Genomic DNA, 23747 nt, shown 5'->3' with positions numbered 1-23747 from the left:
GGATGTTTCCCCAGCCTCGACGACTTAGCCTGTCGACCCGCTGAGCGTCTGCTCGAGGAGTTCCGCCCGCTCCGCCTCGGTCGCGGCCGGGGGCAACAGAGCCTCCCGCATCAGGCGCCGCTTTCGTTCCAGCAGCGCATGCAGGTTCTCGTCGAACGATCGCCTGCCGTCCGGCAGAACCGCCATCGGGATGTGGATGGTGACGGGGCGGGTTTGGCCGATTCTGAGCACACGCCCTGTGCATTGGTCCTCGACCGCGGGGTTCCACCAGCGCGAGAGATGGATCACGTGGTTCGCACGCGTGAGCGTCAGCCCAACACCTCCGGCGCGCGGTGAGAGCAGCATCACGTCGAAGCCGCGATCGGCGGCCTGGAAGCGGTCAACCCGCGCCTGGCGGCTCGCCCCGTCGACCGAGCCGTTGATCACCATCGGTGGCGACGGGAGTCGGTAGCGCCGTTGCAACAGGCCAACGAGCCGCGCCTGAAGGTCGAGATCGTCGAGGAAGAGGAGCGCACGCTCGCCTTTCGCGGCGATCTCGTCGAGCGCAGCGATCGCCATGCGAAGCCGGGCGGAAGCGGAGATGAATGCCTCGTCGTCGACCGACGCGTCCGGCTCCGGATGCAGGCAGATGGTCCGAAGCCGCTGCAGCGCCTCGAGCGCCCCGCCACGCCTCGCCGACGCGCGCGCCTCCTTGAGCGCGTCTTCGTATTTCGCAAGCTGGGCGCCCTGCATCGGCTCGGCGCGGATGCGCTCTTCCCGCGGCGGCAACTCGGGAAGGCGATCCTCCTTGATCCGGCGCAGCATCAGAGGCGGCAGCCCCGCGATGTCGCTGTCGAGGCTGCGGCGCAGGCACCGCAGCGCCTCGGTGTCCGTCACGCGCTCATAGCGGGCGCTGAACGACTTGAGGTCGCCAAGGCAGCCCGGGTGAACGGTGTCGACAATGCACCAGAGGTCGGCAAGCCGGTTTTCCACCGGGGTTCCGGTCAGCGCGACGCGGAACTCAGCCTGCATTGCCTTAGCGGCGTCCGTCAGCCTCACACCGGGGCTCTTGATCTTCTGAGCCTCGTCGAAGAGCAGAGCGGCGAAGCGCACGCGGCCGAAGTCGCGGTCATAGTCCCGCAGCGTCTCGTAGGTGGTCAGAACCCAGTCCGCCTCGCTCAGCGTGTGCACATCGAGCGCCGGCCGCCCGTCGCCCTCGCGGTGCCGGATCGCTGCAAGGCCCTGGCCGTAGGCAGCGAGGCAGCGGCCCAGGCCGGGTGTTGCCAGATGACGGTCATGTTCGGCGCGCCAGTTCTCGAGCAGGCCGGTCGGGGCGACGATCATCACCGGGGCGCGCGGGACGATCCCTGCTCGCATTCCGTCCCGCAGCCAGGCGAGGAAGGCGAGGCCCTGCAGCGTCTTGCCCAGCCCCATGTCGTCGGCGAGCAGGACGCCGGGCAAGCCCCTGGACCAGGCTCGCTGCAGCCAGGCGATGCCTTCGGCCTGATGCGGCTTCGGCATCGTGACGAGCGTCGCGGGGGGGCCGGGAGCCGGCGCGGGGCGGGGTGGCGCGACCTCCTCTTCGAGCTCGACCTCCTGTTCGTTCGGCTTGATGATCAGTGCCTCGGGCGCGGTCGCGGCAACCGCCCGGTCGGCCCGCGATCGAACCAGAGCGGCTTCCGCCCTGGTCAGTGCGGCGAGCGTTTCGTGGGTGGCGGGAATGGCGATTCGTTCGCCATCTCGGCAGAAAGAGACGCTCTCCTCCCCCGCTCCGATCGCCGCCTCGATCCGAGACTGAAGCTCCAGGATCTCGTCTTGTCCGAGCGGGATCGGCCGCCCGTCGACCTCGATCCCGACACCGGGGGAAGCTGGTCGCGTTGGCGTGCCTGCGGCGCCGGTTTCGGGGCCGAACCAATCGGTCGGCGCGAGCGGAACCCACGGCACGACGCGCTTGGTCCAGAGCCCGAGCCCGATCACTCGGTCAGACCACGCCTCGGTTTCCTGGAAGACCTGCTCGACCACCGTCGCGTCCGTTTCGTCGCCGAGGGCTTCGCGCAGGAATGCACGCGGCGCGGCAGCGAAGGCGCGTCGCGTGGCGGCGGGCGCGGACGCGACGCGGCGCAGCTCGGACAGAGCGCGTCGTAGCGGCGGCGCGAGCACGACGAACCAGCCGTCCCCTAGGGTGTAGACAGAACGGGCCGTACTGAAGCGCTGGAACTGGTCCTCGCCGAAGGCATGCTGCTTGTCGGGGGGCAGAAGTGGTTCCCCCGCCGGACCCCCGCTTCGATGGAGAATCGGAACGAGCGTGAGCGACTCGCCCTCCCCCTTGAGATCGAGGGAAAACGCGTCCGCCTGGACGATCGTGATGCGCCCAAGCAGTCCCCGCGCCGAGGCCTCGCCGCCACGCTCGGCCTCGGGCAGGACCTCGCGCAGAGCGGCGATCGCCGCATACCGGCCAGCCATGTCGTCTGCTGGCACGGCGGCAAGGCGGTCAACGGCTTCGGCGACCTCGAACAAGGTCGACGGCAGACGCCGCCACGCTCCGCCAACGCGAAGCCAAGCACCAACACGCCCGGCTCCGAGCACGGGCTGCCCGGTCACGCGCTGCCAGGTCAGGGACAGCCGGAAACCCGGGAGGGCGATGTTTCCGTCTCCCTCAATCACGGCGCGCAGGTCGGTCGCCGGCGGCAGGCCGAGCGCGGCCGCCTCGCGCGCCGTCAGCCCGGCGATCGCGCGGTGCTCGATGAGCAGGACCTCAGCGTCCGCGATCGCGCTTTCGGCGGCGATGAGCCGATGCGCGAGGTCGACCCCCGGCAGCAGGTTGCGCGGCGCCTCCGTCGCCCAAGCCTCGAATGGCACAGGCGTGCCCCGACGCTCCAGCCGCACCTCCGTCCAGGCCGGAGAAACGACATGGGTGAAGGCCAGCGAGGTCATGGCGTCCACTCCGCCGGGGTGATCGTGAAACGCGCCCTGCGGGCGAGCAGTTCTGCCACGCTCCCCTGCCAGATGCCGCGCTCGGACCCGCTATGGACAAGCCCCGAGCCGTCAGTGGATCCGCCCGATCCCGTCGCCGGATTGGACGGGAAGGGAAGCCCCAGCCCGGTCAGATCGTCGCGGGAATATTCCGCCTTGTGCAAAGCGGGTGCGTTCCTCCACTCCGCCGGCCAGGCCCGGAGCTTGCCGTTATGGCTCCACTCGCACAGCACGAGCGGGCCGATGCGCATCAGGAGGACGGCGTGGTTTCGGTCAACGTTGGCGCCGACGAGCCGCCCGTAGCTCCCCGCAAGATCACGCATGCTGCGTGCGGAAGACACCAAAGCCGGCCCGAGTGCGATCCAGGCATCCGCGATCGCACCGCGCTTGAGGCAGGCCGACCAGAACGCGCGGCGATACCGCCACTGACGGTCGAGCGCATGCTCGGCGATCAGGTCGAAGAAGGCATCGAGCGAGAGCCGGGCGAGCCATCGTCGCATCAGCGCGGTTGCCGCCTCGCCGACCGGCATCCAGTCGGGTTCGCGCGTCCGCGGGTCGCCGAGATGGCGGAGGAGGAAGTCACGCACGCGGTCGCGCATGGCCGGGGCAGGCTCAGGCCCGCCGTCAAGCCACGCGGCGAGCAGGCTGCGTGCGATCTCGCCGCGCAGCTCGGAGCCGAAGCGGAGAGTGCCGCCGGGCGCCAGAACCTCGAGAGCGCGAACGAGCGTCGCTTCCGCCGCCGCGCTGCGCAGGCCAGAGGGTAGTTTGACGAGAAGCTCCCGAAGCACCGCGCGCATGTAGCCGCCGGATTCACGGAACGGATGATCGAGCCCGGCAGCGTTAAGCACCTCGGCCACGGACTGCGGCCCTGACAGCAGCGCCCGCGCGACCCGCCCCGGGCCCTCGGCCGCGTCGAACAGCGCAAACCGGTGCTGCCCGTCGCGCCAAGCCTGCAGACGGGGGTCCCCCGCGGCGGCAAGCAGCTCTTTGATCGCAACGCCGCCGGCAGCGACCGTCCTGCTCGCGGCAACGAAGTCGCGCAGCCACGCCTCAATGAGCGAGAGCGCCAGCCTCGCGGAACCATTCGCGGCGGCGGCGACGGCCTGCATCAAGCCCTCGATCTCCGCGCCCTGCGGCGAGCCATTCCACAGCAGCCATACCGCCTGCCGCAGCTCCCACCGTGCCGGCGGGTGAGGGTCCTCTCCGGCATAGAACGCTGCGAGGCGACGACGCAGCGCCTCGAGGGCCTGTTCCGTCGGCGCCTTGCGGTCGAGGTCGGTGGCCTGCAGCTTCTCGACGAGGCGCGCGCTCTCCGCCTTGATCTGAAACGCTGAAACGCGCGTCAGTCGCGCCAGGCTGGCGTCGAGCCGCCTGAGCGCCTCGCGAGTGTGGCTCATGGCGCAACGCGGCGCACGGCGTCGATCTCCTCGATCAGGCGCCGCACATCCTCCGAGGTCCGTGAGGAGAGAACGAACCGCAGATCGATCCGCCGGTTCTGGGCGAAGGCTTCCTCCGTCAGGCCCGGCGCGACAGGGCGGCGCTCGCCATAGCCGGAGAGGCCGAGCAGCGGAATGCCCTCGCTGTTGCGCAGATCGTCCAGGGAAGGTTGCAGACGCCGAAGCTCGGCGAAGACGCTGAGCGCGCGTGCGGCGGAGAGGCGATCGTTCTCGAGAACGGATTGCTGCGCGGTGAGGGTGGCGAAGCCCTGCTGATCTGTGTGGCCCTCGATGAGGACCGTCTCGAGGATCGGTGCGTCGCGCGGGCCGCATCCGAAACGTTCTGCTCCAGCGGCAAAGCAGGGCAGGATGCGGGCGAGGACCTCGGCGAGGACGCGGACGGTACGACGCGCACGGTCGGTGAGATCAGACCGACCGACAGCGAAGGGCACGTCCTCCGACAGGCGCAGCACCCCCGATTGCTGATCGATCCGGAAGCTCACCCCCTCCGCGGCGAGCGACTCCGCAAGGCGAACGAGGAGCTCGCTGCGCGCCTCCTCCCGTTCGCGGATCTCGCGCTGCAGCCTCGCGATCGCCGCATCGAGCGCAAGCCGCAGGCGCTCGTTCCGCGCACGCAGGGCCTCCGCCTCGGCAGAACGCTCGCGCGCGAGCTCCTCCTGCCGTCGTGCTTCCGCCTCCGCAAGTCGCGCCAGAGCCGCCTGCCGCTCCGCCTCGTCACGCGCGCGCTCGGCGTCCGCGAGCGCGAGCCGAACGACGTCAGCAAGCCGGCGTGCCTCGGCCTCCTGTTCCTCGGCGCGGCGCCGCATCTCGTCGGCCTCGACGCGAAGCCGCTGGTAGCGCTCGAGCGCAACCATCTGTTCCTGCTCCGCAGCCCGGAAATTCAGGGCAAAGACGGTCAGCATAAGGAGAAAGACGAACAGGACCCCGACCATCAGATCGCTGACGGAGGCGAAATAGCCTTCTCCTCCCTCCTCGTTAGGCTCGGATGTGGTGCGCGGCGTCATCGAGGCGTCCTCATCTCACTAAGGAAATCGGCGAGCGTATCCTCGAGCGCCTTCACCGAACTGCTGAGATGAGTCGCGGCCTTCGCGAGGTTGGTGTCGGTCTTCTCGACGAAATTCCCGACCTCCTGGGTGAAGCCTCGGAGGCCGGTCTGAAGCCGGTCGAGCGTGCGCGCAAGGTCGCGGTCCACGCCATCGAAGCGCGCGGCGGCTTGTGTCATGGCTTCCATCAGGCGCGCGCCCGCTGTCTGGGTTGCTTCAAGCCGCGACACGGCGCCGGCAACCTGCTCGGTCAGGTCGCGTAAGCCCTGCGCGACCGTACGCAGCGGCTGCAGCGCCTCCGCGACGGAGGCTCCGGCCGACTTGAGGTCGCTCGCCGTCGCAACCAACGGCGAAGCGGCGGCCTGGGCAGCACGTTCAAGCTCCGCGACCTTGTCCGCCACGCGATGGACCGTCTCGCCGAGACGCCTTGCCTCGGCGCCGAGCCCCTCGATCCGTCCGGCGAGGGCAATCGATGCCTGCTCGAACCGGCCAGCCGCTGCCTCGCCGCCCTCCCGCACCGCCCTGCCGGCTGCGATCCCGGACGCTTCGACCTGCTCAGCTGCCCGCGCGAGCGTCGCTGCAGCCTCCGCCAGGGACCCGCGCAGGACCTCGCCCCCGGCGGCAGCGCTCGTGCGGACGGTCTCCCCGGCAGCGCTCACACTCTGGCGCAGCTCCTCGAGCATGGCCCGAAGCTCCGCGCGCATGCCTTCCGTCGCCTCGGCGATGCGCCTGACCGCGTCCTCCGCCCCTCGCCCGAGGGCACCACCGGATGCCTCCCCAGCCTGCTCCATCACCCTCGCGACGTTCGCGGCGGTCGCTTCGAACCCCGAGGCGGCGGCGGCGATCCGGTTCGCGAGCGCTTCGAACGCCTCCGCCCCTGCCGAGCGGCTCGCTTCCGCAAGCGACCGTAGCTCGCCGACCATCGCCTCGAGCTGTTTCGACAGGCGCGCCGTGGCGGCCTCCGCCTCGTCGCCCATCCGGCGCCGCATCGCGTCCATCGCCTGGGCCATGGTGTCAGCAACCTCACGGGCTGACCTTTGGAACTCTTCCGCAGCGCTTTCGATGCGCGCCGACAAATTGGCCCCGGCGTCGGCCGCAGCACCTTTCGTCTGCTCCGCGATAGAGCGAAGCACCTCGGCAAGACCGCCCATCTGGTCGGTGATGCGGCTTAGGGCCTGCTCCGCCCCCTCGCCCATCCGTGCCGCCATCGCGTCGGCCGACTGGGCCATGCGGACCGCAGCCTCGCCGAGACCCGCCTGCAGGCCCTCGAGACGCGCCCCCAGAGCGCCGAGGTTCTCGGCGACTTGCTGCATCCGATCGCCCGTGCCGCCCTGCAGGCGTTCGAGGAAGGCAGTCAGCATCGTCTCGATCGCGCTCTCGCTGCGCTCGGACACATTGCCCGCGAGCTTCTGCATCGCCTCGGTAAGGGGGCCGATATGCTCGCCGAGGCGCTGGTCGAACGCCTTGTCGAAAGCCGTGCCGATGTTGACGGCAAGCTCGGTCGAGAAGGTCTCGAGCCGGTCGTTCTGCTTCTCAAGCAGCCGGTTGGCCTCCTCCTGCAGCTGCGCCGGGGTGATCAGGGGCAGCCGCTTCTCCAGCGCGGCGAGGAACCGGTCGAGTTCGATGTCGATCCGCTTCAGGCGGTTCTTGCGCAGGAGTGCGTAGGCGATGGAGAGCCCCAGTCCCACGAGCGAGGTGATGAACTTGAACGAGGCGGTCGCGAGCAGCTGCTCGAGCGCGGCGTTGCGCTGTTCCTGCGAGGCGCCCGCCTCGACGATGCCGCTTGCGGTGCTGAGCGCCGCTGCGAGCCCGAGGAAGGTGAAGAGAAGCCCAGTACCGACGAGGAGGTTCGGCAGCGCGGCGTGGTAGCGCGAATCAACGCCTGCCGCGCGGAGGAGCTGGGCGCTGTCGAACCAGAGACTGGCCTGCGCGGTCGAGCGGACCGGTCGATTCACCTGCGCCGGGACAAGGAGCGCTTCGCGATACTCGCGCCAGCGCGGGCCGAGGAAGGGCTTGTTTTCGAGCTCCGCCGAAAGTTGCTCGAAGTTGGCGGCGAAGCCCAAGATGTCCCCGGCCGCCTCGATCTGCCGTCGTGCGTCCGTCAGCTCCCGCGACAGCCTCCGCGTGCCGAGATAAAGTTTCGCTGCCGACCCCCCCGCCCACATCACCAGGATGCCGATGAGGGAGGCAATAACCCACGGCTTGGTGATAATGCTCGCTAACGTCTGCATGGGTTCTACGTGATGGAGGTCATATTGCAACATAGTGTTAAAGGTGAAGAACCGAACGCTCGTGCACGACACCTCCTGCCAGCACGACTGATCCGCGTTTTTGCCGGAGGCGAGGCTCTGGAGGAACGCAGGTGCAGGATGGTGCGCTTGCGCGATGGCCGCCCGGCTGCTGTCTGGCGCGGGCTCGCCTTTCCGGTCGGACCAGGCGACACGATCGATGTCAGCGCCCCCGGCGTGGCGCCATCCGAGTGCCTCCCGGCCGACGGCTCGCTCGCGCCGGCAGGACCTGCGCGCCGGTGGGCGATCATCGAGGGTGTCGAAGAGGCTTGGGTGCTGATCGCCGGCTCGGTCGCCGACCGGGACGCCGCCGAGACGCGTCTGCGGAGGGCCGGTCTCGAGGTGCTGCGCAGCGGCCCCTGGCTCGGCGAACCTGTCGATGGGCTCGACGCCGACTGGTTCGTGCGCGTCGTCCGTCCGCCAACCGGACGCCCCCTTGCCGCACTGGTCGAGGGAAGCCTTGGGGCGCATCCCTCGGCAGCCGGTCCTTCTGACGAGGCGCGAGAGGACCTGCGCGCTCGCCTGGTGCGAGCGGAACTCGATCGGGCGCGAGCGGAAGCGGCGGCACTTCGGGAAGAGGTCGCCCGGCTCAAGGAGGACGCGAGCACGGCCGCCAACTTGGCGGAACGACTCGCCGGACTGGAGGCGGACCTTGCCCGAGCGCGAGAGGAACTGACACGGCAAGGGCACGGATCGCTTCCGCGCGCCCCAGACGATGCATCGGCACCGGCCCCGGCCCCGGCTTCGCCCCGCCTCGCCCGCCGATTGCAGGAAGAGATCGCGACCGTGCTTGAGAGCCTACTGCCTCGGGTCCGGCTGCTCCGCGACAGCATCGTGGTGGCGAGCGGCGAGTTCCGCGACCGCGCGAGCTTCTATCGCGCGCTGCGCGAGCTTGCGGAGAGCGCGGCTCGCCCTCCTCCGTCCTGGACGAAGCTCCGCGGCACCGAGGGGTGGTGGGAGCGGCACGTCAGCACAGGCGAAGATGATGCCGGTCGTCTCTATGCGCGCGCGCTTGCAGGCGGCGGCTGGGAAGCGCTGCTATCGCACAAGGGCGAGCAGGATCGTGACATCGCCTGGCTTCGCCGCCTGCCACGCTAGCGGGCAGGGTGTCCCCTGCTCGCGCCTAGAGCAGATCGCATACGGCTGGAAACAGCCGTATGCGTGAAGATGCTCGCAAGACAAGGCCAGAGCGGTTTCCACTCATCTGGAAACCGCTCTAGTGCTGTCAGCGCCAGCTACCTGTTTCGGAACCGACCGGAATGAGCCTCGCCCGCGCCTGGATGCGGCGGAATGATCAGGGCGCAAGTGACGGGCCACAAGGCCCGTGCCCGGCTCCGCTGTTTCCAGGACCCTGGAAAAGAGACCGACACCCCAGCGACCGTGCGTTCGCCCGCCACACCTCGCGAGCGGCACCCTACGCCGGAAGACCTCACGGATACATCGCGGCGCCGCCGCCGGGGGCGAGGCCCGACCCCGCGGTCAGCGCGGCGTCAGCACCATCACCATCTGCCGGTTCTCCATCCGCGGCATCTGCTCGACCTTCGCCACCGGCTCGAGCTCGGCCTTCACGCGCTCGAGCACCTTCATGCCGAGGTCGAGATGCGCCATCTCGCGGCCGCGGAACCGGAGCGTCACCTTCACCTTGTCGCCCTCGGCGATGAAGTTCTTCATCTGCCGAAGCTTCACGTCATAGTCGTGATCGTCGATGTTGGGGCGGACCTTGATCTCCTTGATCTCGACGATCTTCTGCTTCTTCCGGGCCTCGCTCTTCTTTTTCTGCTGCTCGTATTTGAACTTGCCAAAATCGAGGATCTTGCACACGGGCGGGTCGGCCCCGGGGGAGATCTCGACGAGATCGAGCCCCTCCTGCATTGCGCGATGAAGCGCCTCGCGGGTGGGCATGATGCCGATCATCTCCCCGTTGCTGCCGATCAGGCGCACCAGGGGGATTCGGATCTCCTCGTTGACGCGCGGGCCCTCGCGGGTCGGCGGCGCCACCATGGTCGGACGGGCGATGGCTCAGGCCTCCTTGCCGTTGTCACACGACGTTGAGAATGGGCACATCAGGCGGCGGCTTCAACCGGCATCGGTGCCCGCAGGTCGGGCGGCGTCGCCTCCGCGGCGAGCGTCGAGACCGCCTCCGCCAGGGGAAGCACCGTCTGCGCCTCGCCGCCGAGCCGCCTCAGCGCCACGGAGCGCGACTCCGCCTCCCTCCTCCCGACCACCGCGATCACCGGCACATGCGCCACTGAATGCTCGCGGATCTTGGCGGTGATCTTCGTCGTCGAGAGGTCGGTCTCGACCGCAAGCCCGGCGGCGGCGAAGGCGGCCGCGACCTCCTTTGCATAGCCGTCGAACTCCGAGGTGATGGGCGCGACCACGACCTGAAGCGGCGCGAGCCAGAGCGGGAAACGCCCCGCATACTGCTCGATCAGGATCCCGAGGAAACGCTCGAAACTGCCGAGGATCGCCCGGTGCAGCATCACCGGCCGCCGGCGCGAGCCGTCGGGCGCGACATAGACGGCATCGAGCCGCTCGGGCAGAACGAAATCGACCTGAAGCGTGCCGCACTGCCAGTCGCGACCGATCGCATCGCGCAGCACGAACTCGAGCTTCGGCCCGTAAAACGCCCCCTCGCCCGGATTGAGCTCGTAGCCGACCCCGGCGATCCGGCAGGCTTCCTTCAGCGCCGCTTCGGCACGGTCCCAGGTCGCGTCGCTTCCGGCACGAACGGCGGGGCGGTCGGCGAACTTCACGCGGAAGCTCGGGAAACCGAAGTCGCGGTAGACGGTTGCAAGCAGCTCGACGAACCGAACCGTCTCCTCGGCGATCTGGCTCTCCTCGCAGAAGATGTGCGCATCGTCCTGCGTGAAGGCGCGAACGCGCATGATGCCGTGCAGAGCGCCCGAGGGTTCGTAGCGGTGGCAGGCGCCAAACTCGGCAAGCCTGAGCGGCAGATCGCGGTAGGAGCGGACGGTGGTGTTGAAGATCTGCACGTGGCAGGGGCAGTTCATCGGCTTCAGTGCGAGAACGCGGCCCTTCTCCCGCTCGTCCTCCACCTCGGCGACGAACATGTGCTCACGATACTTCTCCCAGTGTCCCGAGGCCTCCCACAGCGCCCGGTCGACGAGCTGCGGTGTCCGCACCTCCTGGTAGCCGGCGGCCTCGAGCCGGCGGCGCAGATAGGCCTCAGCCGTGCGCCAGAGCCGCCAGCCCTTCGGGTGCCAGAACACCGACCCGACCGCCTCCTCCTGGAGATGGAACAGGCCCATCGCGCGGCCGATGCGCCGATGGTCACGCCGCTCCGCCTCCTCGAGCTGGCGCAAGTATGCCTCGAGTTCGCCCCGGTCGCGCCAGGCCGTGCCGTAGATCCGCGTCAGCATCGCGTTGCGATGGTCGCCACGCCAGTAGGCGCCGGCGACCTTCATCAGCTTGAACGCATCGCCCACATGGCCCACCGTCGGCATGTGCGGGCCGCGGCAGAGGTCGATCCACTCGCCTTGGCGGTAAAGCGTGATGGTCTCGCCGCGCGGCAGGTCCTGGATCAGCTCGACCTTGTACTTCTCGCCTTTGGCGGCGAAGAGGGCGATCGCCTCGTGGCGGGTGGTGACGATCCGCTCGAACGGGGCGCCGCGGGCGATGATCTCGGCCATCTTCGCCTCGATCGCGGGGAAGTCCTCGGGCGTGAACGGCGTGTCGCGCGCGAAGTCATAGTAGAAGCCGTTCTCGATCGGCGGGCCGATCGTCACCTGCGTGCCGGGGAACAGGGCCTGCACGGCTTCGGCGAGAACGTGGGCGCAGTCATGCCGGATCAGCTCGAGCGCCTCGGGGTCCTTCCGGGTGATCAGCCGGACGGTGGCGTCGTGCTCGATCGGGCGGGAGAGGTCCCACAGCTCGCCATCGACCATGATGGCGATCGCGGCCTTGGCGAGGCCCGGCCCGATCGACGCCGCGAGTGTCGCGCCCGTGACGGGGCCCTCGAAGGAGCGGACCGAACCGTCAGGCAGGGTGAGCGCGGGCATTGGGAGACCTCCGGCACGTCCTCTGGGGAGGAGCGGAAGCGGAGCCTATGCGGCCCAGCGCCGCCCGGCGTCAAGGCGCGGGCAGGGAGGCGATGACGGTTTCGGGGGCGAGCGTGCGCAGGTCAGGGACCCGCAGGATGCGCACGGTGTCGCGCGGCCCGCGCGGGGCGCAGAGGGCAGGGTCGCTGTCGGCGGAGAACAGAACGAGCGAGGGCGTACCCATCACCGCGATCAGGTGCATCGGGCCGGTATCGTTGCCGACGGCAAGCGTCGCGGCGGCAGCGAGAGCGGCGATGTCGTCGAGCCCGGTCCTGCCGGTGAGGTCGATCGCGTGCCGGCAGAGGCGGCGGATCGACGCCGCGATCTCTGCCTCGGCGGCCGTGCCGAGGATTACCGGCGTCAGTCCGACGCGAACGAGGTGAGCGGCCAAAGCGCCGTAGCCGTCCGCCGGCCAGCGCTTTCCCGGACGGTGCGGCGACGCGCCAGGGACGAGAAGAGCGAACGGCCGCGGCAGGCCGAACCGGCCGGCATCGCCCACGAGCCAGCCGAGCTCGGGCGGCGGGAAGTCGGTGATCCCCGCCATCTCGAGCTGCTCGCGCTGACGGTCGAGCGTGTGCATGGCAGTGCGGTTCGGGTTGTCATGCGGGTGCGAGGCCGCCGGGGCAATGCCGCTCCATTCGGGCCGCGCCCCGTAGAGACGCATCGCGAGGAAGATCCGGGCCGAGCGGTCGGAGGTCTGGAGGTCGTAGACCCGCCGGTAGCCTGCCGCGGCGAGGCGTCGGCCGAGCCGGCGCCAGGCGAACAGGTTCCACGACGGCGGGCGATGGTCCACCTCGATGCGGTCGAACCAGGGTGCCTTCGCCATCAAGGGGGCGAAAGGCGGGGTGGTCAGAAGCGTGATCGTCGCGCTCGGATGATGCGCGCGGATCGCGGCGAAGGGCCCGAAGGCCTGGACGAGGTCGCCGAGAGCGCCGTGCTTGATGACGAGGATCCGGCTCACGCGCCGCGCTCCTTGAGGAGCTCGCGATAGACGTCAAGCGTGGCGTCGCACATCCGCGCCGTGGTGTAGCGGGAGAGCACCGCTGACCGCGCCCGTTCGGCCAGCGCCGCCCGCTCCGCAGGCGAGAGCGCGAGCACGGCATCGAGCCGCTCGGCGAGCGCCGCCGGATCGCCGGGCGGAACGAGCCAGCCGGTCACACCGTGCGCAACCGTCTCGGCCGCACCGCCATGCGCCGTCGCCACCACCGGGCGGCCCATGGCGAGGCCCTCGACCACGACGCGGCCGAAGGCCTCCGGCTCGATCGAGGCGGAGACGACGGCATCGGCGAGCATCAGGGCCGCCGGCATGTCGCCGACCTCGCCCGGCAGGCGCAGCCGCGCGGCCACGCCACGCGCCCGGGCGAGCGCCTCGAGCTCTTCGCGGTAGCCAGCGCGACCCTGGTCGTCGCCCGCGAGTACCGCGACCGCGTCACGACGCGCAAGGCGGGCAAGCGCCTCGATCAGCACCGCCTGCCCCTTCCAGCGCGTCAGCCGGCCCGGAAGCAGCACAACCGGCGCGCCATCGGGCAGGCGCCACGCCTCGGCGAGGCGGCGCATCCGATCACCGCCGACGGCACTGGGATCGAAGCGGACAGGGTCCACACCGCGCGGGATCACGCGCACGCGCACGGCGTCCGTGCCGTGGCGTTGCATCAGATGCTCGGCGATGAAGCGGCTGATCGCGATCACCCGGTCGCCCGAGGCCATCACCGCGTTGTAGGCGCGCTTGAACGGCAGGCCCTCGGTGTAGGTGCCATGATAGGTGGTGACGAACGCGGCGCCCGTTCGCCGTGCGGCGAGGCGCGCGCTCCACGCCGGCCCGCGGCTCCTCGCGTGCACGATCGCGATGCCGTGCGCGCGTATGAGAGCGGCCAGCCGCGACGCGTTGCGCCAGATGACGAGAGGGTCCTTCGACGCGAGCGGCAGCGTGACATGGACCGCGCCGCTGCGCACGAGGTCCGGCACCATGCGCCCGCCCGCGGAGGCGACGACGGCGCGGAACCCGGCCGCGACCAGTGCGGCGGCAACCTCGACCGTGCCCCGCTCCACCCCGCCCGTGTCGAGCGCGGGAAGAACCTGCAGAACGGCGGGGCCTGGGGCGGGCATGGGCGGCGCGCTATAGCACTGCCTCGCGACGGGTGGGAGCGTGCGACGGATGACACCGCTGATGCATCAGGGCCCCAACGGGGCGATCGCCTACGAGGCCTTGCCGGGCTCGGGGCCGGCCATCGTCTTCCTGGGCGGGCTCAAGAGCGACATGACCGGCACCAAGGCGAGCTTCCTGCGCGACTGGTGCGCCCGCAGGGCCCGGGCGTTCCTGAGGTTCGACTACACGGGCCATGGCGCCTCGGCAGGGCGCTTCGAGGACGGGACGATCGGCGCCTGGACCGCGGACGCGCTCTCGGTGATCGGGGCCGCAACGGCAGGGCCGCTCGTGCTCGTCGGCTCCTCGATGGGGGGGTGGATCATGCTCGAGGTCGCGCTCGCGATCCCCGATCGGATGGCAGCACTCGTCGGGATTGCCGCCGCCCCCGACTTCACCGAAGAGCTGATGTGGGAGTCATTCACGGAGGCGCAGCGAGAGGCCTTGCTGCGCGACGGCGTGGTGACACTTCCGAACCCGTACGACCCCGCCGGCTACCGGATCGGCCGCGCGCTGATCGAGGAGGGACGCACCCGTCTGAGGCTGCCGGGCCCGATTCCGATCACGGCTCCGGTGCGGCTCCTGCACGGGCAGCGCGACGCCGAGGTGCCGTGGCGGACGGCGCTCCGGCTCGCCGAACGCCTCGCCTCCGAGGATGTCCGGGTGACGCTGATCAAGGACGGAGATCATCGGCTCTCGCGCGAGCCCGACCTCGCCCTGCTCGCCGAGACGATTTCAGGCCTCGGCGCCTGAGCGTTCGGCCGCAAGAATGGCGGCGAGCCCCTCGCGATAGGTCGGGTAGCGCGGCGCCCAGCCGGTCGCCGCCTTGGTGGCGGCGTTCGCCACCTTCCGGTTCTCGCTCCAGAAGCTGAGCGCCATCGGCGACATCGAGCCTTTTGCCGCCTCGAAGGGCAGCTCGGGCGGCGGGGCGAGCCCCGCAAGACGCGCCGCTTCGGCCACCACCTCGGCCGATGGCGCGGGTTCGTCATCGGCGCCGTGCAAAACCCGCACGTGGTCCTGAGGCGGGTGCTCGATCGCGGCAAGCACGAGAGCGGCGATGTCGGCGACATGGATCCGCGAGAAGGCGTGGCCGGGCTTGACCACGCGCCGTGCCGTTCCGGCGCGGAGCTCGTCGAACGCGCTCCGACCTGGGCCGTAGATGCCGGCGAGGCGGATGAGGTCGAGCCGCGCGCCGGCCGACGCCGCGACACGACGCCACGCCTCCTCGGCAGCGAGGCGCCGGAGGCTGCGCGGCTGCGACGGAGCCGGGACCGCCGCCTCGTCCACCCAGGCGCCGCCGCGATCGCCGTAGACCCCCGTCGTCGAGAGATAGCCGATCCATGCCGGGCGCGCGGCGACGATGGCCGCCGCATGCGCCGCGAGAACCGGGTCGCCGTCCTCTCCGGGTGGAGCGGTGGCGACGAGATGGGTGGCGGAGGCAAGCGGCGGCGACGCGAACGGCGCGACGCCGATCCCGGCCTGTTCGAGAGAGGGCGGGGCAGCCGAGGGGTGTCGCGTCACGACCGTGACCGAAAGGCCGCGCAGAGCCGCCTCGCGTGCGATCGCCGCGCCGGTGTAGCCGAGCCCGAACACGAGGAGGTGCCGCGTCATCCCTGCCCTCTTTCCGGCCAACCTTGTCGGCTAGACTGACGGGCAGGATCAATGGGAGGAGGAGGCGTGTCGAGGTCCGCCACCGTGCTGGGCGTGCTGCTGGCCCTCGTCGTGGCCGGCTTCGGGCTTTGGCTGACCGCCGAGGACGACGCGACGCCAGCGCCGGGGGAGGTGGCCGAGATGGCACCAAGCCCCACCGGCCCGGCGGAGGCGGGCTCCCCGCTCATCGCTCCCGATCCTCCAGTGCCTTCGGCTCCGCCTGCCTCCGCCTCTGCCGAGCGCGACGAGGCCTATGACCGCTGCATGGCGCTCGCGATCGCAAACCCGGAAAGCGCCGTGCGGGAGGCGCGCGCCTGGCGCGCCGCGGGCGGGGGCGATGCGGCGAGGCACTGCGAGGCGATGGCACGGTTGCGCTCGGGCGACGGCAGCGGCGCCGCCGGCCTGCTCGAGGAGCTCGGGCGGGATGCCCTGGCGCCTGCCGACGTGCGCGCCGCCCTGTTCGCGCAGGCCGCGCAGATCTGGCTCGAGGTGGGGGACCTCACCCGCGCCTACGCTGCGGTGACGCTCGCGCTCGCCCTTCGCCCTGACGACCCCGAGCTGCTGACCGACCGGGCGGTGATCGCCGCCTCAGCCGGCCGGTTCCAGGAGGCGATCGACGATCTGACGCGGGTGATCGACCTCCGCCCCTTCCTCGCCGAGCCCTATGTCCTGCGCGCCACGGCCTGGCGCCAGCTCGGCCAGCCGGCGCTTGCGCGCGACGACATCGCGCGTGCGCTCGCCCGGAACCCGGTGAACCAGGAAGCCTGGCTCGAGAGCGGCAATCTCCGCCGTGCCGGCGGGGACGCGCGCGGCGCGCGGCAGGACTGGGAGCAGGCGATCAGGATCGCGCCGGAGACGACCACGGCGGCGCTCGCGGCCGAGAACATCTCGCGCCTCGGCTCGCCCGCGGAGGCGCCGCGCGCCGCGTCTCAGCCTTCGGAGGGCCCGGGATCGCCGGCGGGAGCGGCGCCAACAGCGCCAGCTCCGCCGGCACCCGGGGAGGCGCCGCGCCGATGACGGCCTGCTCGACCGCGCGGAGGGCAAGACACAGGCCGATCGCAGGGAGCAAAGACGACCCGACGGGTGCGTCGGCAAAGACACACGCCACCAAGCCGCAGGAGGCGGACTGGCACTCCCAGAACGCGGAAGGGTCCACCACGGCCGGGCAAGCCGAAAGGGGCGGGCTTCAGGGTCAACGCGCCGCGATCAGAAGTCGAGATCGGCGTAGTGGGGCGGCGGCGTCAGCCCGCCGACACGATCGTTCAGAAGTGCGCGGAAGGAGGGGCGTGACTTCACCCGCGCATACCACGCCTTGGCAGCGGGGCTCACCGACCAGTCGACGTCGCCGAGGAAGTCGAGCGCGGAGAGGTGCGCGGCGGCGGCAAGATCGGCAAGCGTGAGCACATCGCCCGCAAGCCACCGGCGCTGTTCGGCAAGCCAGCCGAGATAGACGAGATGGTGGCGGAGATTGGCGAACCCGGCACGGATCGCCGCCGCCTCCGGCTCGCCGCGCCCGAGCAGCGGGCGCATCACCTTCTCGAACAGAAGGTTGTCGTCCACTTCGCGGGCGAACTTGCCGTCGAACCACGCGACCAGACGACGGCACTCCGCGCGTTCGGCAAGCGTGCGGCCGATCAAGGTCGGCGTGTCCGGGTAGGCCTCCTCGAGATACTCGCAGATCGCGTAGCTGTCGGGGATGGCAAGCCCGTTCTCCTCGAGGAGCACGGGAACCTGCGCGGCCGGGTTCAGGGCGAGAAACTCGGGCCGACGTTCCCACACCTTCTCGAGCTTCAGCTCGAAGGGCAGGCCCTTCTCAGCCAGCGCGAGCCGGACCTTTCGCGAATAGGGCGAGAGCGGGAGGTGGAAGAGCAGGCGCATGCGCGGGCGTGCTTATGGCACGAGCGCGGCGCGCCTGCCACCCTCGCCCGCGGCGTCAGTCCCCCGCCAGAGCCTTCGCCTCGCCGGCCGCGAGCGGCACAGGAAGGTAGCGGACGAAATCCCTCGGCACGACCTGCCAGAAATGCACCCGCTCGCGCGACCAGTCGTTGAGAAGCATCGCGGCGAAACGGCTGTTCGTCTCCGCGACATGGCGCATCACGAGATCGCGCAGCACGTTCTCCCAGTGCGGGTGGGCAAGACGCTGCCATAGAACGTGCTCGGGGTTGATCCGCACCGGCAGCAGCCCCTCCCGGTCATAGACGAAGGCTTGGCCGCCCGTCATTCCGGCGGCGAAGTTGTCGCCGACGGGGCCGAGGATCACCGCGATCCCGCCCGTCATGTACTCGCAGCCGTTCGAGCCGCAGCCCTCGACCACGGCGATCGCGCCGGAGTTGCGCACCGCGAAGCGCTCGCCCGCCTGGCCGGCAGCGAAGAGATAGCCAGAGGTCGCGCCATAGAGCACGGTATTGCCGATGATCGTGTTCTCGTTCGACCGGAGCGTCGAGGACGGCGCCTGGCGCACCACGATCGTGCCCCCCGAGAGCCCCTTACCGACATAGTCGTTGGCATCGCCGAACACTTCGAGCTTCAGCCCCTGCACGGCAAAGGCGCCGAGGCTCTGCCCGGCAGAGCCGCGCAGGCGAACCGTCACATGCCCGGGCGCGAGCCCCTTCATGCCGAACTGGCGAACGATCCGCGAGGAGAGCTTGGTGCCGATCGTGCGGTAGGTGGACCGAATATTGTACTGCAGCTGCATCTTCTCGCCGTCGCGGAAGAGCGGAGCGGCGTCGGCGATCATCTGCGCATCGAGCGTCTCGGGAACCTCGTTCCGCCCCTCGAGCGTGCAGAACCGCGCATAGGGGCCCGGGTCGGCCTGGGCGAGGATCGGGTTGAGGTCGAGGTCGTCGAGATGCTCGCCGCCGCGGCTGATTTGCTGCAACAGGTCAGTCCGCCCGATCACGTCCTCGAGCCTGCGGAAGCCGAGGCTTGCCAGGATCTCGCGCACCTCCTCGGCGATGAAGCTGAAGAGGTTGATCACCTTCTCGGGCGTGCCGTCGAACTTCGCCCGCAGCGCCTCGTCCTGGGTGCAGACGCCGACCGGGCAGGTGTTGGAGTGGCACTGCCGCACCATGATGCAGCCCATGGCGACGAGGCTCGCCGTGCCGATGCCGAACTCCTCCGCGCCCAGCATCGCGGCCATCACCACGTCGCGCCCGGTCTTGATGCCGCCGTCGGTGCGAAGCCGAACGCGGTGTCTCAGCCGGTTCAGCATCAGCACCTGGTGCGCCTCCGAGAGGCCCATCTCCCACGGCAGGCCGGCATACTTGATCGAGGTCTGCGGCGACGCGCCGGTACCGCCGGCATGACCGGAGATCAGGATCACGTCTGCCTTGGCCTTGGCCACGCCGGCGGCGATCGTGCCGATGCCGGAACGCGCAACGAGCTTCACGCACACCGTCGCATCGGGGTTGATCTGCTTGAGGTCGTAGATCAGCTGCGCGAGGTCCTCGATCGAGTAGATGTCATGGTGGGGTGGGGGGGAGATGAGCGCGATTCCGGGTGTGGAGTGCCTGAGCTTCGCGATGATCTCGGACACCTTGAACCCGGGCAGCTGGCCGCCCTCGCCGGGCTTCGCGCCCTGCGCCATCTTGATCTCGATCTCGCGGCAGTTGTTTAGGTACTCGGCGGTGACGCCGAACCGGCCGGAGGCGACCTGCTTGATCGCTGAGTTGGCGTTGTCGCCGTTCGGGCGAGGCCGCGCCCGAGCGGGGTCCTCGCCACCCTCGCCGCTGTCGGATTTCGCGCCGATCCGGTTCATCGCGATCGAGAGCGTCTCGTGCGCCTCGGGCGAAAGGGCACCGAAACTGATCCCCGGCGAGACGAGGCGCTTGCGGATCTCGGTGACACTCTCGACCTCCTCGACCGGCACGGGCTTGCGCCCCTCGGTCTTGAAGTCGAGCAGGTCGCGCAGCGCGATCGGCGGAAGCTTCCGCACCGCCTCGGAATACTTCTTGTAGGTCTGGTAGCTGTCGGTCGCCACCGCGGTCTGCAGGAGGTGGATCAAGGGCCCGGCGAAGGCATGCACCTCGCCCTCGCGTCGGAGCTTGTAGAGGCCGCCGACGGGCAGCGTCACGACGTCCGGGTCCCAGGCGCGCGCGTGCAGCGCGAGCACCTTGCGCGCGATGCCCGACAGGCCGATTCCGGAGATTCGGCTCTGCATGCCGGGGAAGAACTCGGCCACCAGCGAGCGCGACAGGCCGATCGCCTCGAAGTTGAGCCCGCCGCGATAGGACGAGAGAACGCTGATGCCCATCTTCGACATGATCTTGAGCAGGCCCTTGTCCAGCGCCTTGCGGTAGCGCTGCACGGCCGTCGTCAGGGTCATGTCGCCGAACAGGCCGCGACGCTGACGGTCGGCGATGCATTCCTGGGCGAGCCAGGGATTGACCGTGGTCGCGCCCACACCGATGAGAACGGCGACGTAATGAACGTCGAGCGCCTCGGCGCAGCGCACGTTGAGCGAGGTGAAGGTGCGGAGTGACTGCTTGACGAGATGCGTGTGCACGCCACCCGTGGCGAGGATCATCGGGATGGCGCAGCGCTCCGCCGAGATACGCTCGTCGGAGAGGATCACATGGGCCGCCCCGGCGCGCACGCCCTCCTCGGCCTCGCGCCGGATCCGGTCGATCGCGCGCCGCAGCCCCGCCTCGCCCTCGGCCGCGGGAAAGGTGCAGTCGATCTCGACGGCGGAGGCGCCCATGTGCGCCCGCATCGCCTCGAACTCAGCGGTGGTCAGGACCGGGCTCTCGAGCTGGAGCAGGTCGCACTGGCCCGGCTCCTGGTCGAGCACGTTGCCGAGATTGCCGAGCCGCGTTTTGAGCGTCATGACGCGCGTCTCGCGCAAGCTGTCGATCGGCGGATTCGTCACCTGGCTGAAGGCCTGGCGGAAATAGTGCGACAGCGGCCGATACTTGTCGGAGAGCACCGCAAGCGGCGTGTCGTCGCCCATCGACCCGACGGCCTCGTTCGCCTCCTCCACCATCGGGTGGAGGATCATCTCGAGCTCCTCGAGGGTGAAGCCCGCGGCGAGCTGGCGGCGCCGCAGCGCCTCGCCCGAGAGCCGCGAGACCTCGGCGCTGTCGGTGCGGATCAGGGCGTCGAGATGCAGCGTCCGCTTGGTCCAGGCGCTGAAGTCCTCGCGGCTCGCGAGCAGGTCCTTGAGCTCGCCGTCGGTATAGAAGCGGGGCGCGTCGAGATCGACGGCGATGCACTGGCCCGGGCCGACGCGGCCCTTGGCGACGATCTCGTCCTCGCGCAGCTTCACCATACCGGTCTCGGAGCCGACGACGAGCAGCCCGTCGCTCGTGATCGTGTAGCGCATCGGTCTGAGCCCGTTGCGGTCCATGCCCGCGATCACCCAGCGGCCGTCGGTGCCGCAGATCGCGGCCGGACCGTCCCACGGCTCCATCACGGCGTTGCAGTAGAGGAACAGGGCGCGGTGCGCCTCGGGCATGGTGGCATTGCTGCCGATGCTTTCGGGGATCATCAGCGCCTTGACCATCGGCGCGTCGCGGCCCGCACGCACGAGAAGCTCGAACACGTTGTCGAGGATGGCGGTGTCGGAGCCGCCCGACTGGATCACCGGCTTGATGTCGTCCATGTAGGGGTCGAGCAGCGGCGAGGCGAGCCGCGTCTCGTGGCTCTTCATCCAGTTCACGTTTCCGGTAAGCGTGTTGATCTCGCCGTTGTGGGCGATCATCCGGAACGGCTGCGCGAGCCTCCAGGTGGGGAAGGTGTTGGTCGAGTAGCGCTGGTGGTAGATCGCGAACCGCGAGGCGAAGCGCTCGTCGAGCAGGTCTGGGTAGAACTGGGTCAGCGCCTCGGCGAGGAACATCCCCTTGTAGATGATCGAGCGGCAGGAGAGCGAGCAGATGTAGAGATCGGCCACCTGAGCCGCGATCGCCGCCTTCTCGATACGCCTGCGGATCACATAGAGGTCGCGCTCGACCGTCGCCTCGTCGCGCAGCTCCTGGTCGTAGAGCAGGATCTGCTCGATCTCGGGCCGGGTGGCGTTCGCCTTCTCGCCGATCACCGTGACGTCGATCGGCACTTGGCGCCAGCCATAGATTCCGTAGCCGAAGGCGAGCACCTCGGTCTCGACGATCTGGCGGCAGCGCTCCTGCGCGCCGAGATCGGTCTTCGGCAGGAAGATCTGGCCGACGATGATCCGCCCTGGGCGAACCGTGTCGCCGCCGCGAGTCACCGCTTCGGCGAAGAAGTCGCGCGGGATCTCGACATGGATGCCGGCGCCGTCGCCGGTCTTGCCGTCGGCGTCCACCGCGCCGCGGTGCCACACGCTCTTGAGCGCGTCGATCGCCGCCTGCACCACGCGCCGGGAGGGCTTGCCGTCGAGTGCGACAACGACACCGACACCGCAGGAGTCATGCTCGGTGAGATCGATGCCGGCTCCGCGCAGCACCTCAGCATTCGCGGCATGCGCCGCGACGAACTCGGCCCCGGTCTCGTGGATCATCCCGTCCATGCGCGTCACTCCGCCGCAACGGCGAGCGCCGCTGCCCTCTCCTGTGCCCTCGACTGGATGTAGCGGTGCATCGCCGCCGCCGCGTCGCGCCCGTCGCGGATCGCCCAGACGACGAGCGAGGCGCCGCGCACGATGTCGCCGGCCGCGAACACGCCCGGCAGAGAGGTCATCATCGTGCGGTGATCGACCTTCAGCGTGCCCCAGCGCGTGACCGCAAGCCCCGGCTCGCCGAACATCGCCGCCATGTCCTCCGGGTCGAAGCCGAGCGCCTTGATGACGAGATCGGCCTCGAGGGTAAACGAGGAGCCCGGGATTGGCTCGACCTGCTGGCGCCCCGTCGCGTCGGGCAGGCCGAGATGCATCCGCACCGCACGCACGGCCGTGACCCGACCATCGCCCAGGAAGGCCTCCGGCGCGGCGAGCCACTCGAACCGCACGCCCTCCTCCTCGGCGTGCTTCACCTCACGCATCGAGCCCGGCATGTTTGCCCGGTCGCGACGATAGAGGCATGTGACGCTGAGCGCTCCCTGGCGGATCGCGGTGCGGACACAGTCCATCGCCGTGTCGCCGCCGCCGATGACGACGACACGCCGCCCGGCCGCGTTCAGCGTGCCGTCGTCGAAGGCGCGAACGTGGTCGCCGAGGCCCTTGCGGTTCGAGGCGGTGAGATAGTCGAGCGCCGGCACGATGCCCTCGAGCCCCGAGCCCGGGCCGCCGAGCTCCCGCGCCTTGTAGACACCGGTGCAGATCAGGACGGCGTGATGGCGGCTTCGGAGTTCGGCGAGCGACACGTCCCGCCCGACCGCGCAGCCGAGATGGAAGCGTATGCCCGCCGCGCGGAACAGGTCCCAGCGGCGCAGCACCACCGGCTTCTCGAGCTTGAAGTTCGGGATGCCATAGATCATCAGACCACCCGGGCGGTCATGCCGGTCATAGACATCGACGGCATAGCCCTGCCGGCGCAGGCGCTCGGCGGCGGCGAGCCCGGCAGGGCCGGCGCCGATGATGCCCACGCTCTCGGGCCGCTCGCGCACCGGCAGGGGCGGGCGCACCCAGCCGCGCTCGAAGGCGGTGTCGGTGATGTATTTCTCGACGGCGCCGATGGTGACGCTCTCGAACCCCTTCTCGATCACGCAATTGCCTTCGCAGAGGCGGTCCTGCGGGCAGATTCGGCCGCAGATCTCGGGAAAGGTGTTGGTGGCGGAGGCGACCTCATAGGCCTCCTCGAGCCTTCCCTCGGCGGTGAGCTTGAGCCAATCGGGGATGTTGTTCCCGAGCGGGCAGTGAACCTGGCAGAACGGCACGCCGCACTGCGAGCAGCGGCTCGCCTGCTCGGCGGCGCGCTCGGCGGAGAATTCGCGGTAGATCTCGCCCCAGTCACGCGCCCGCTCGGCGGCCGAGCGCTTCTCGGGCGCGCGCTGCGGCGTGGCGACGAACTTCAACATCCGCTCGGCCATGTGACCCCGGTCCGTTCCCTCAAGGAGACGGGGGCTCGCTGCCGTGCGGCCGACCGTCTCTCGCGCCCGGCATGGATCTCTTCCCCCCGCGGGCAGGGCGACGCTTTACAGTAGGTCAACGCCTCTGACGAGACGGAATCGTACAATCATGTCCGAGTCGGACCTTTCTGTCCGCTGGTCCGGACCATGTTCGCCGGCGATACAGGCTAATCCGC

Annotated in this window: 15 protein-coding genes; 3 read left to right on the top strand and 12 right to left on the bottom strand. The window is 69.9% G+C overall.

Annotation, left to right across the window (positions count from 1 at the left end; all coding sequences use genetic code 11):
• Positions 1 to 24 precede the first annotated feature (24 nt).
• From KO353_RS14310 to KO353_RS14295, 4 genes are read right to left on the bottom strand one after another with little or no spacing between them, the layout of a single operon-like run.
• Positions 25 to 2913 (bottom strand): DEAD/DEAH box helicase, encoded by a 2889-nt coding sequence (locus tag KO353_RS14310; protein ID WP_218285455.1) that lies wholly within the window; start codon positions 2911 to 2913, stop codon positions 25 to 27.
• Positions 2910 to 4349 (bottom strand): EH signature domain-containing protein, encoded by a 1440-nt coding sequence (locus KO353_RS14305; RefSeq protein WP_218285454.1) that lies wholly within the window; start codon positions 4347 to 4349, stop codon positions 2910 to 2912. The genes KO353_RS14310 and KO353_RS14305 overlap by 4 nt, the downstream gene beginning before the upstream one ends.
• A complete protein-coding gene (locus KO353_RS14300) occupies positions 4346 to 5413 on the bottom strand; it encodes an OmpA/MotB family protein (protein WP_218285453.1) in 1068 nt (355 codons plus the stop codon). The genes KO353_RS14305 and KO353_RS14300 overlap by 4 nt, the downstream gene beginning before the upstream one ends.
• Positions 5410 to 7683 carry a hypothetical protein gene (locus KO353_RS14295; RefSeq protein WP_218285452.1) on the bottom strand — a complete coding sequence of 758 codons (2274 nt, stop codon included), beginning with the start codon at positions 7681 to 7683 and terminating at the stop codon, positions 5410 to 5412. Before KO353_RS14295 ends, KO353_RS14300 begins: the two co-directional genes overlap by 4 nt.
• A 147-nt stretch (positions 7684 to 7830) precedes the next feature.
• On the opposite strand from KO353_RS14295, the gene KO353_RS14290 reads away from it, so the two are divergent.
• Positions 7831 to 8838 (top strand): hypothetical protein, encoded by a 1008-nt coding sequence (locus KO353_RS14290; protein ID WP_218285451.1) that lies wholly within the window; start codon positions 7831 to 7833, stop codon positions 8836 to 8838.
• Between the two features lie 381 nt (positions 8839 to 9219).
• Here the strand turns inward: KO353_RS14290 and infC are convergent, their stop codons facing one another.
• The 4 genes from infC to KO353_RS14270 all read right to left on the bottom strand — a co-directional run bounded on the left by infC (position 9220) and on the right by KO353_RS14270 (position 13907).
• Entirely contained in the window at positions 9220 to 9741 is a 522-nt protein-coding gene (gene infC / locus KO353_RS14285; RefSeq protein WP_218285450.1) for a translation initiation factor IF-3, read from the bottom strand.
• Between the two features lie 62 nt (positions 9742 to 9803).
• Positions 9804 to 11762 (bottom strand): threonine--tRNA ligase, encoded by a 1959-nt coding sequence (thrS, locus tag KO353_RS14280; RefSeq protein WP_218285449.1) that lies wholly within the window; start codon positions 11760 to 11762, stop codon positions 9804 to 9806.
• Positions 11763 to 11832: 70 nt separating this feature from the next.
• Complete coding sequence (locus KO353_RS14275; RefSeq protein ID WP_218285448.1) at positions 11833 to 12762, bottom strand: glycosyltransferase family 9 protein; 930 nt, start codon at positions 12760 to 12762, stop codon at positions 11833 to 11835.
• A complete protein-coding gene (locus KO353_RS14270; protein ID WP_218285447.1) occupies positions 12759 to 13907 on the bottom strand; it encodes a glycosyltransferase family 4 protein in 1149 nt (382 codons plus the stop codon). The genes KO353_RS14275 and KO353_RS14270 overlap by 4 nt, the downstream gene beginning before the upstream one ends.
• Positions 13908 to 13968: 61 nt before the next feature.
• Between KO353_RS14270 and KO353_RS14265 the strand changes: the two genes are divergently transcribed.
• A complete protein-coding gene (locus KO353_RS14265; protein WP_235691897.1) occupies positions 13969 to 14697 on the top strand; it encodes an alpha/beta hydrolase in 729 nt (242 codons plus the stop codon).
• On the opposite strand, the gene KO353_RS14260 is transcribed toward KO353_RS14265, so the two are convergent.
• Positions 14680 to 15555: an NAD-dependent epimerase/dehydratase family protein gene (locus KO353_RS14260; protein ID WP_218285445.1), complete on the bottom strand. Its 876-nt coding sequence runs from the start codon at positions 15553 to 15555 to the stop codon at positions 14680 to 14682. The genes KO353_RS14265 and KO353_RS14260 overlap by 18 nt on opposite strands.
• Positions 15556 to 15621: 66 nt before the next feature.
• Here KO353_RS14260 and KO353_RS14255 point away from each other — a divergent pair, with 66 nt between their 5' ends.
• On the top strand, positions 15622 to 16611 hold the full coding sequence (locus tag KO353_RS14255) for a tetratricopeptide repeat protein (protein ID WP_218285444.1): 990 nt from the start codon (positions 15622 to 15624) through the stop codon (positions 16609 to 16611).
• A 189-nt stretch (positions 16612 to 16800) separates the two neighbouring features.
• Here the strand turns inward: KO353_RS14255 and KO353_RS14250 are convergent, their stop codons facing one another.
• The 3 genes from KO353_RS14250 to KO353_RS14240 are packed head-to-tail and all read right to left on the bottom strand — an operon-like array spanning position 16801 to position 23532.
• Positions 16801 to 17472, bottom strand: a complete 672-nt coding sequence (locus KO353_RS14250; protein WP_218285443.1) for a glutathione S-transferase family protein — start codon at positions 17470 to 17472, stop codon at positions 16801 to 16803.
• A gap of 55 nt (positions 17473 to 17527) precedes the next feature.
• The gene (gene gltB / locus KO353_RS14245) at positions 17528 to 22066 is read right to left on the bottom strand and encodes a glutamate synthase large subunit (protein ID WP_218287412.1); all 4539 of its coding nucleotides are present in this window, start codon (positions 22064 to 22066) and stop codon (positions 17528 to 17530) included.
• Positions 22067 to 22080: 14 nt separating this feature from the next.
• Positions 22081 to 23532, bottom strand: a complete 1452-nt coding sequence (locus tag KO353_RS14240; RefSeq protein WP_218285442.1) for an NAD(P)-dependent oxidoreductase — start codon at positions 23530 to 23532, stop codon at positions 22081 to 22083.
• Between the last annotated feature and the right edge of the window lie 215 nt (positions 23533 to 23747).

Origin of the sequence: Elioraea tepida (assembly GCF_019203965.1) — a bacterium.
GTDB classification, from domain to species: domain Bacteria; phylum Pseudomonadota; class Alphaproteobacteria; order Acetobacterales; family Acetobacteraceae; genus Elioraea_A; species Elioraea_A tepida.
This window is presented reverse-complemented; position numbering and strand designations above follow the sequence as displayed.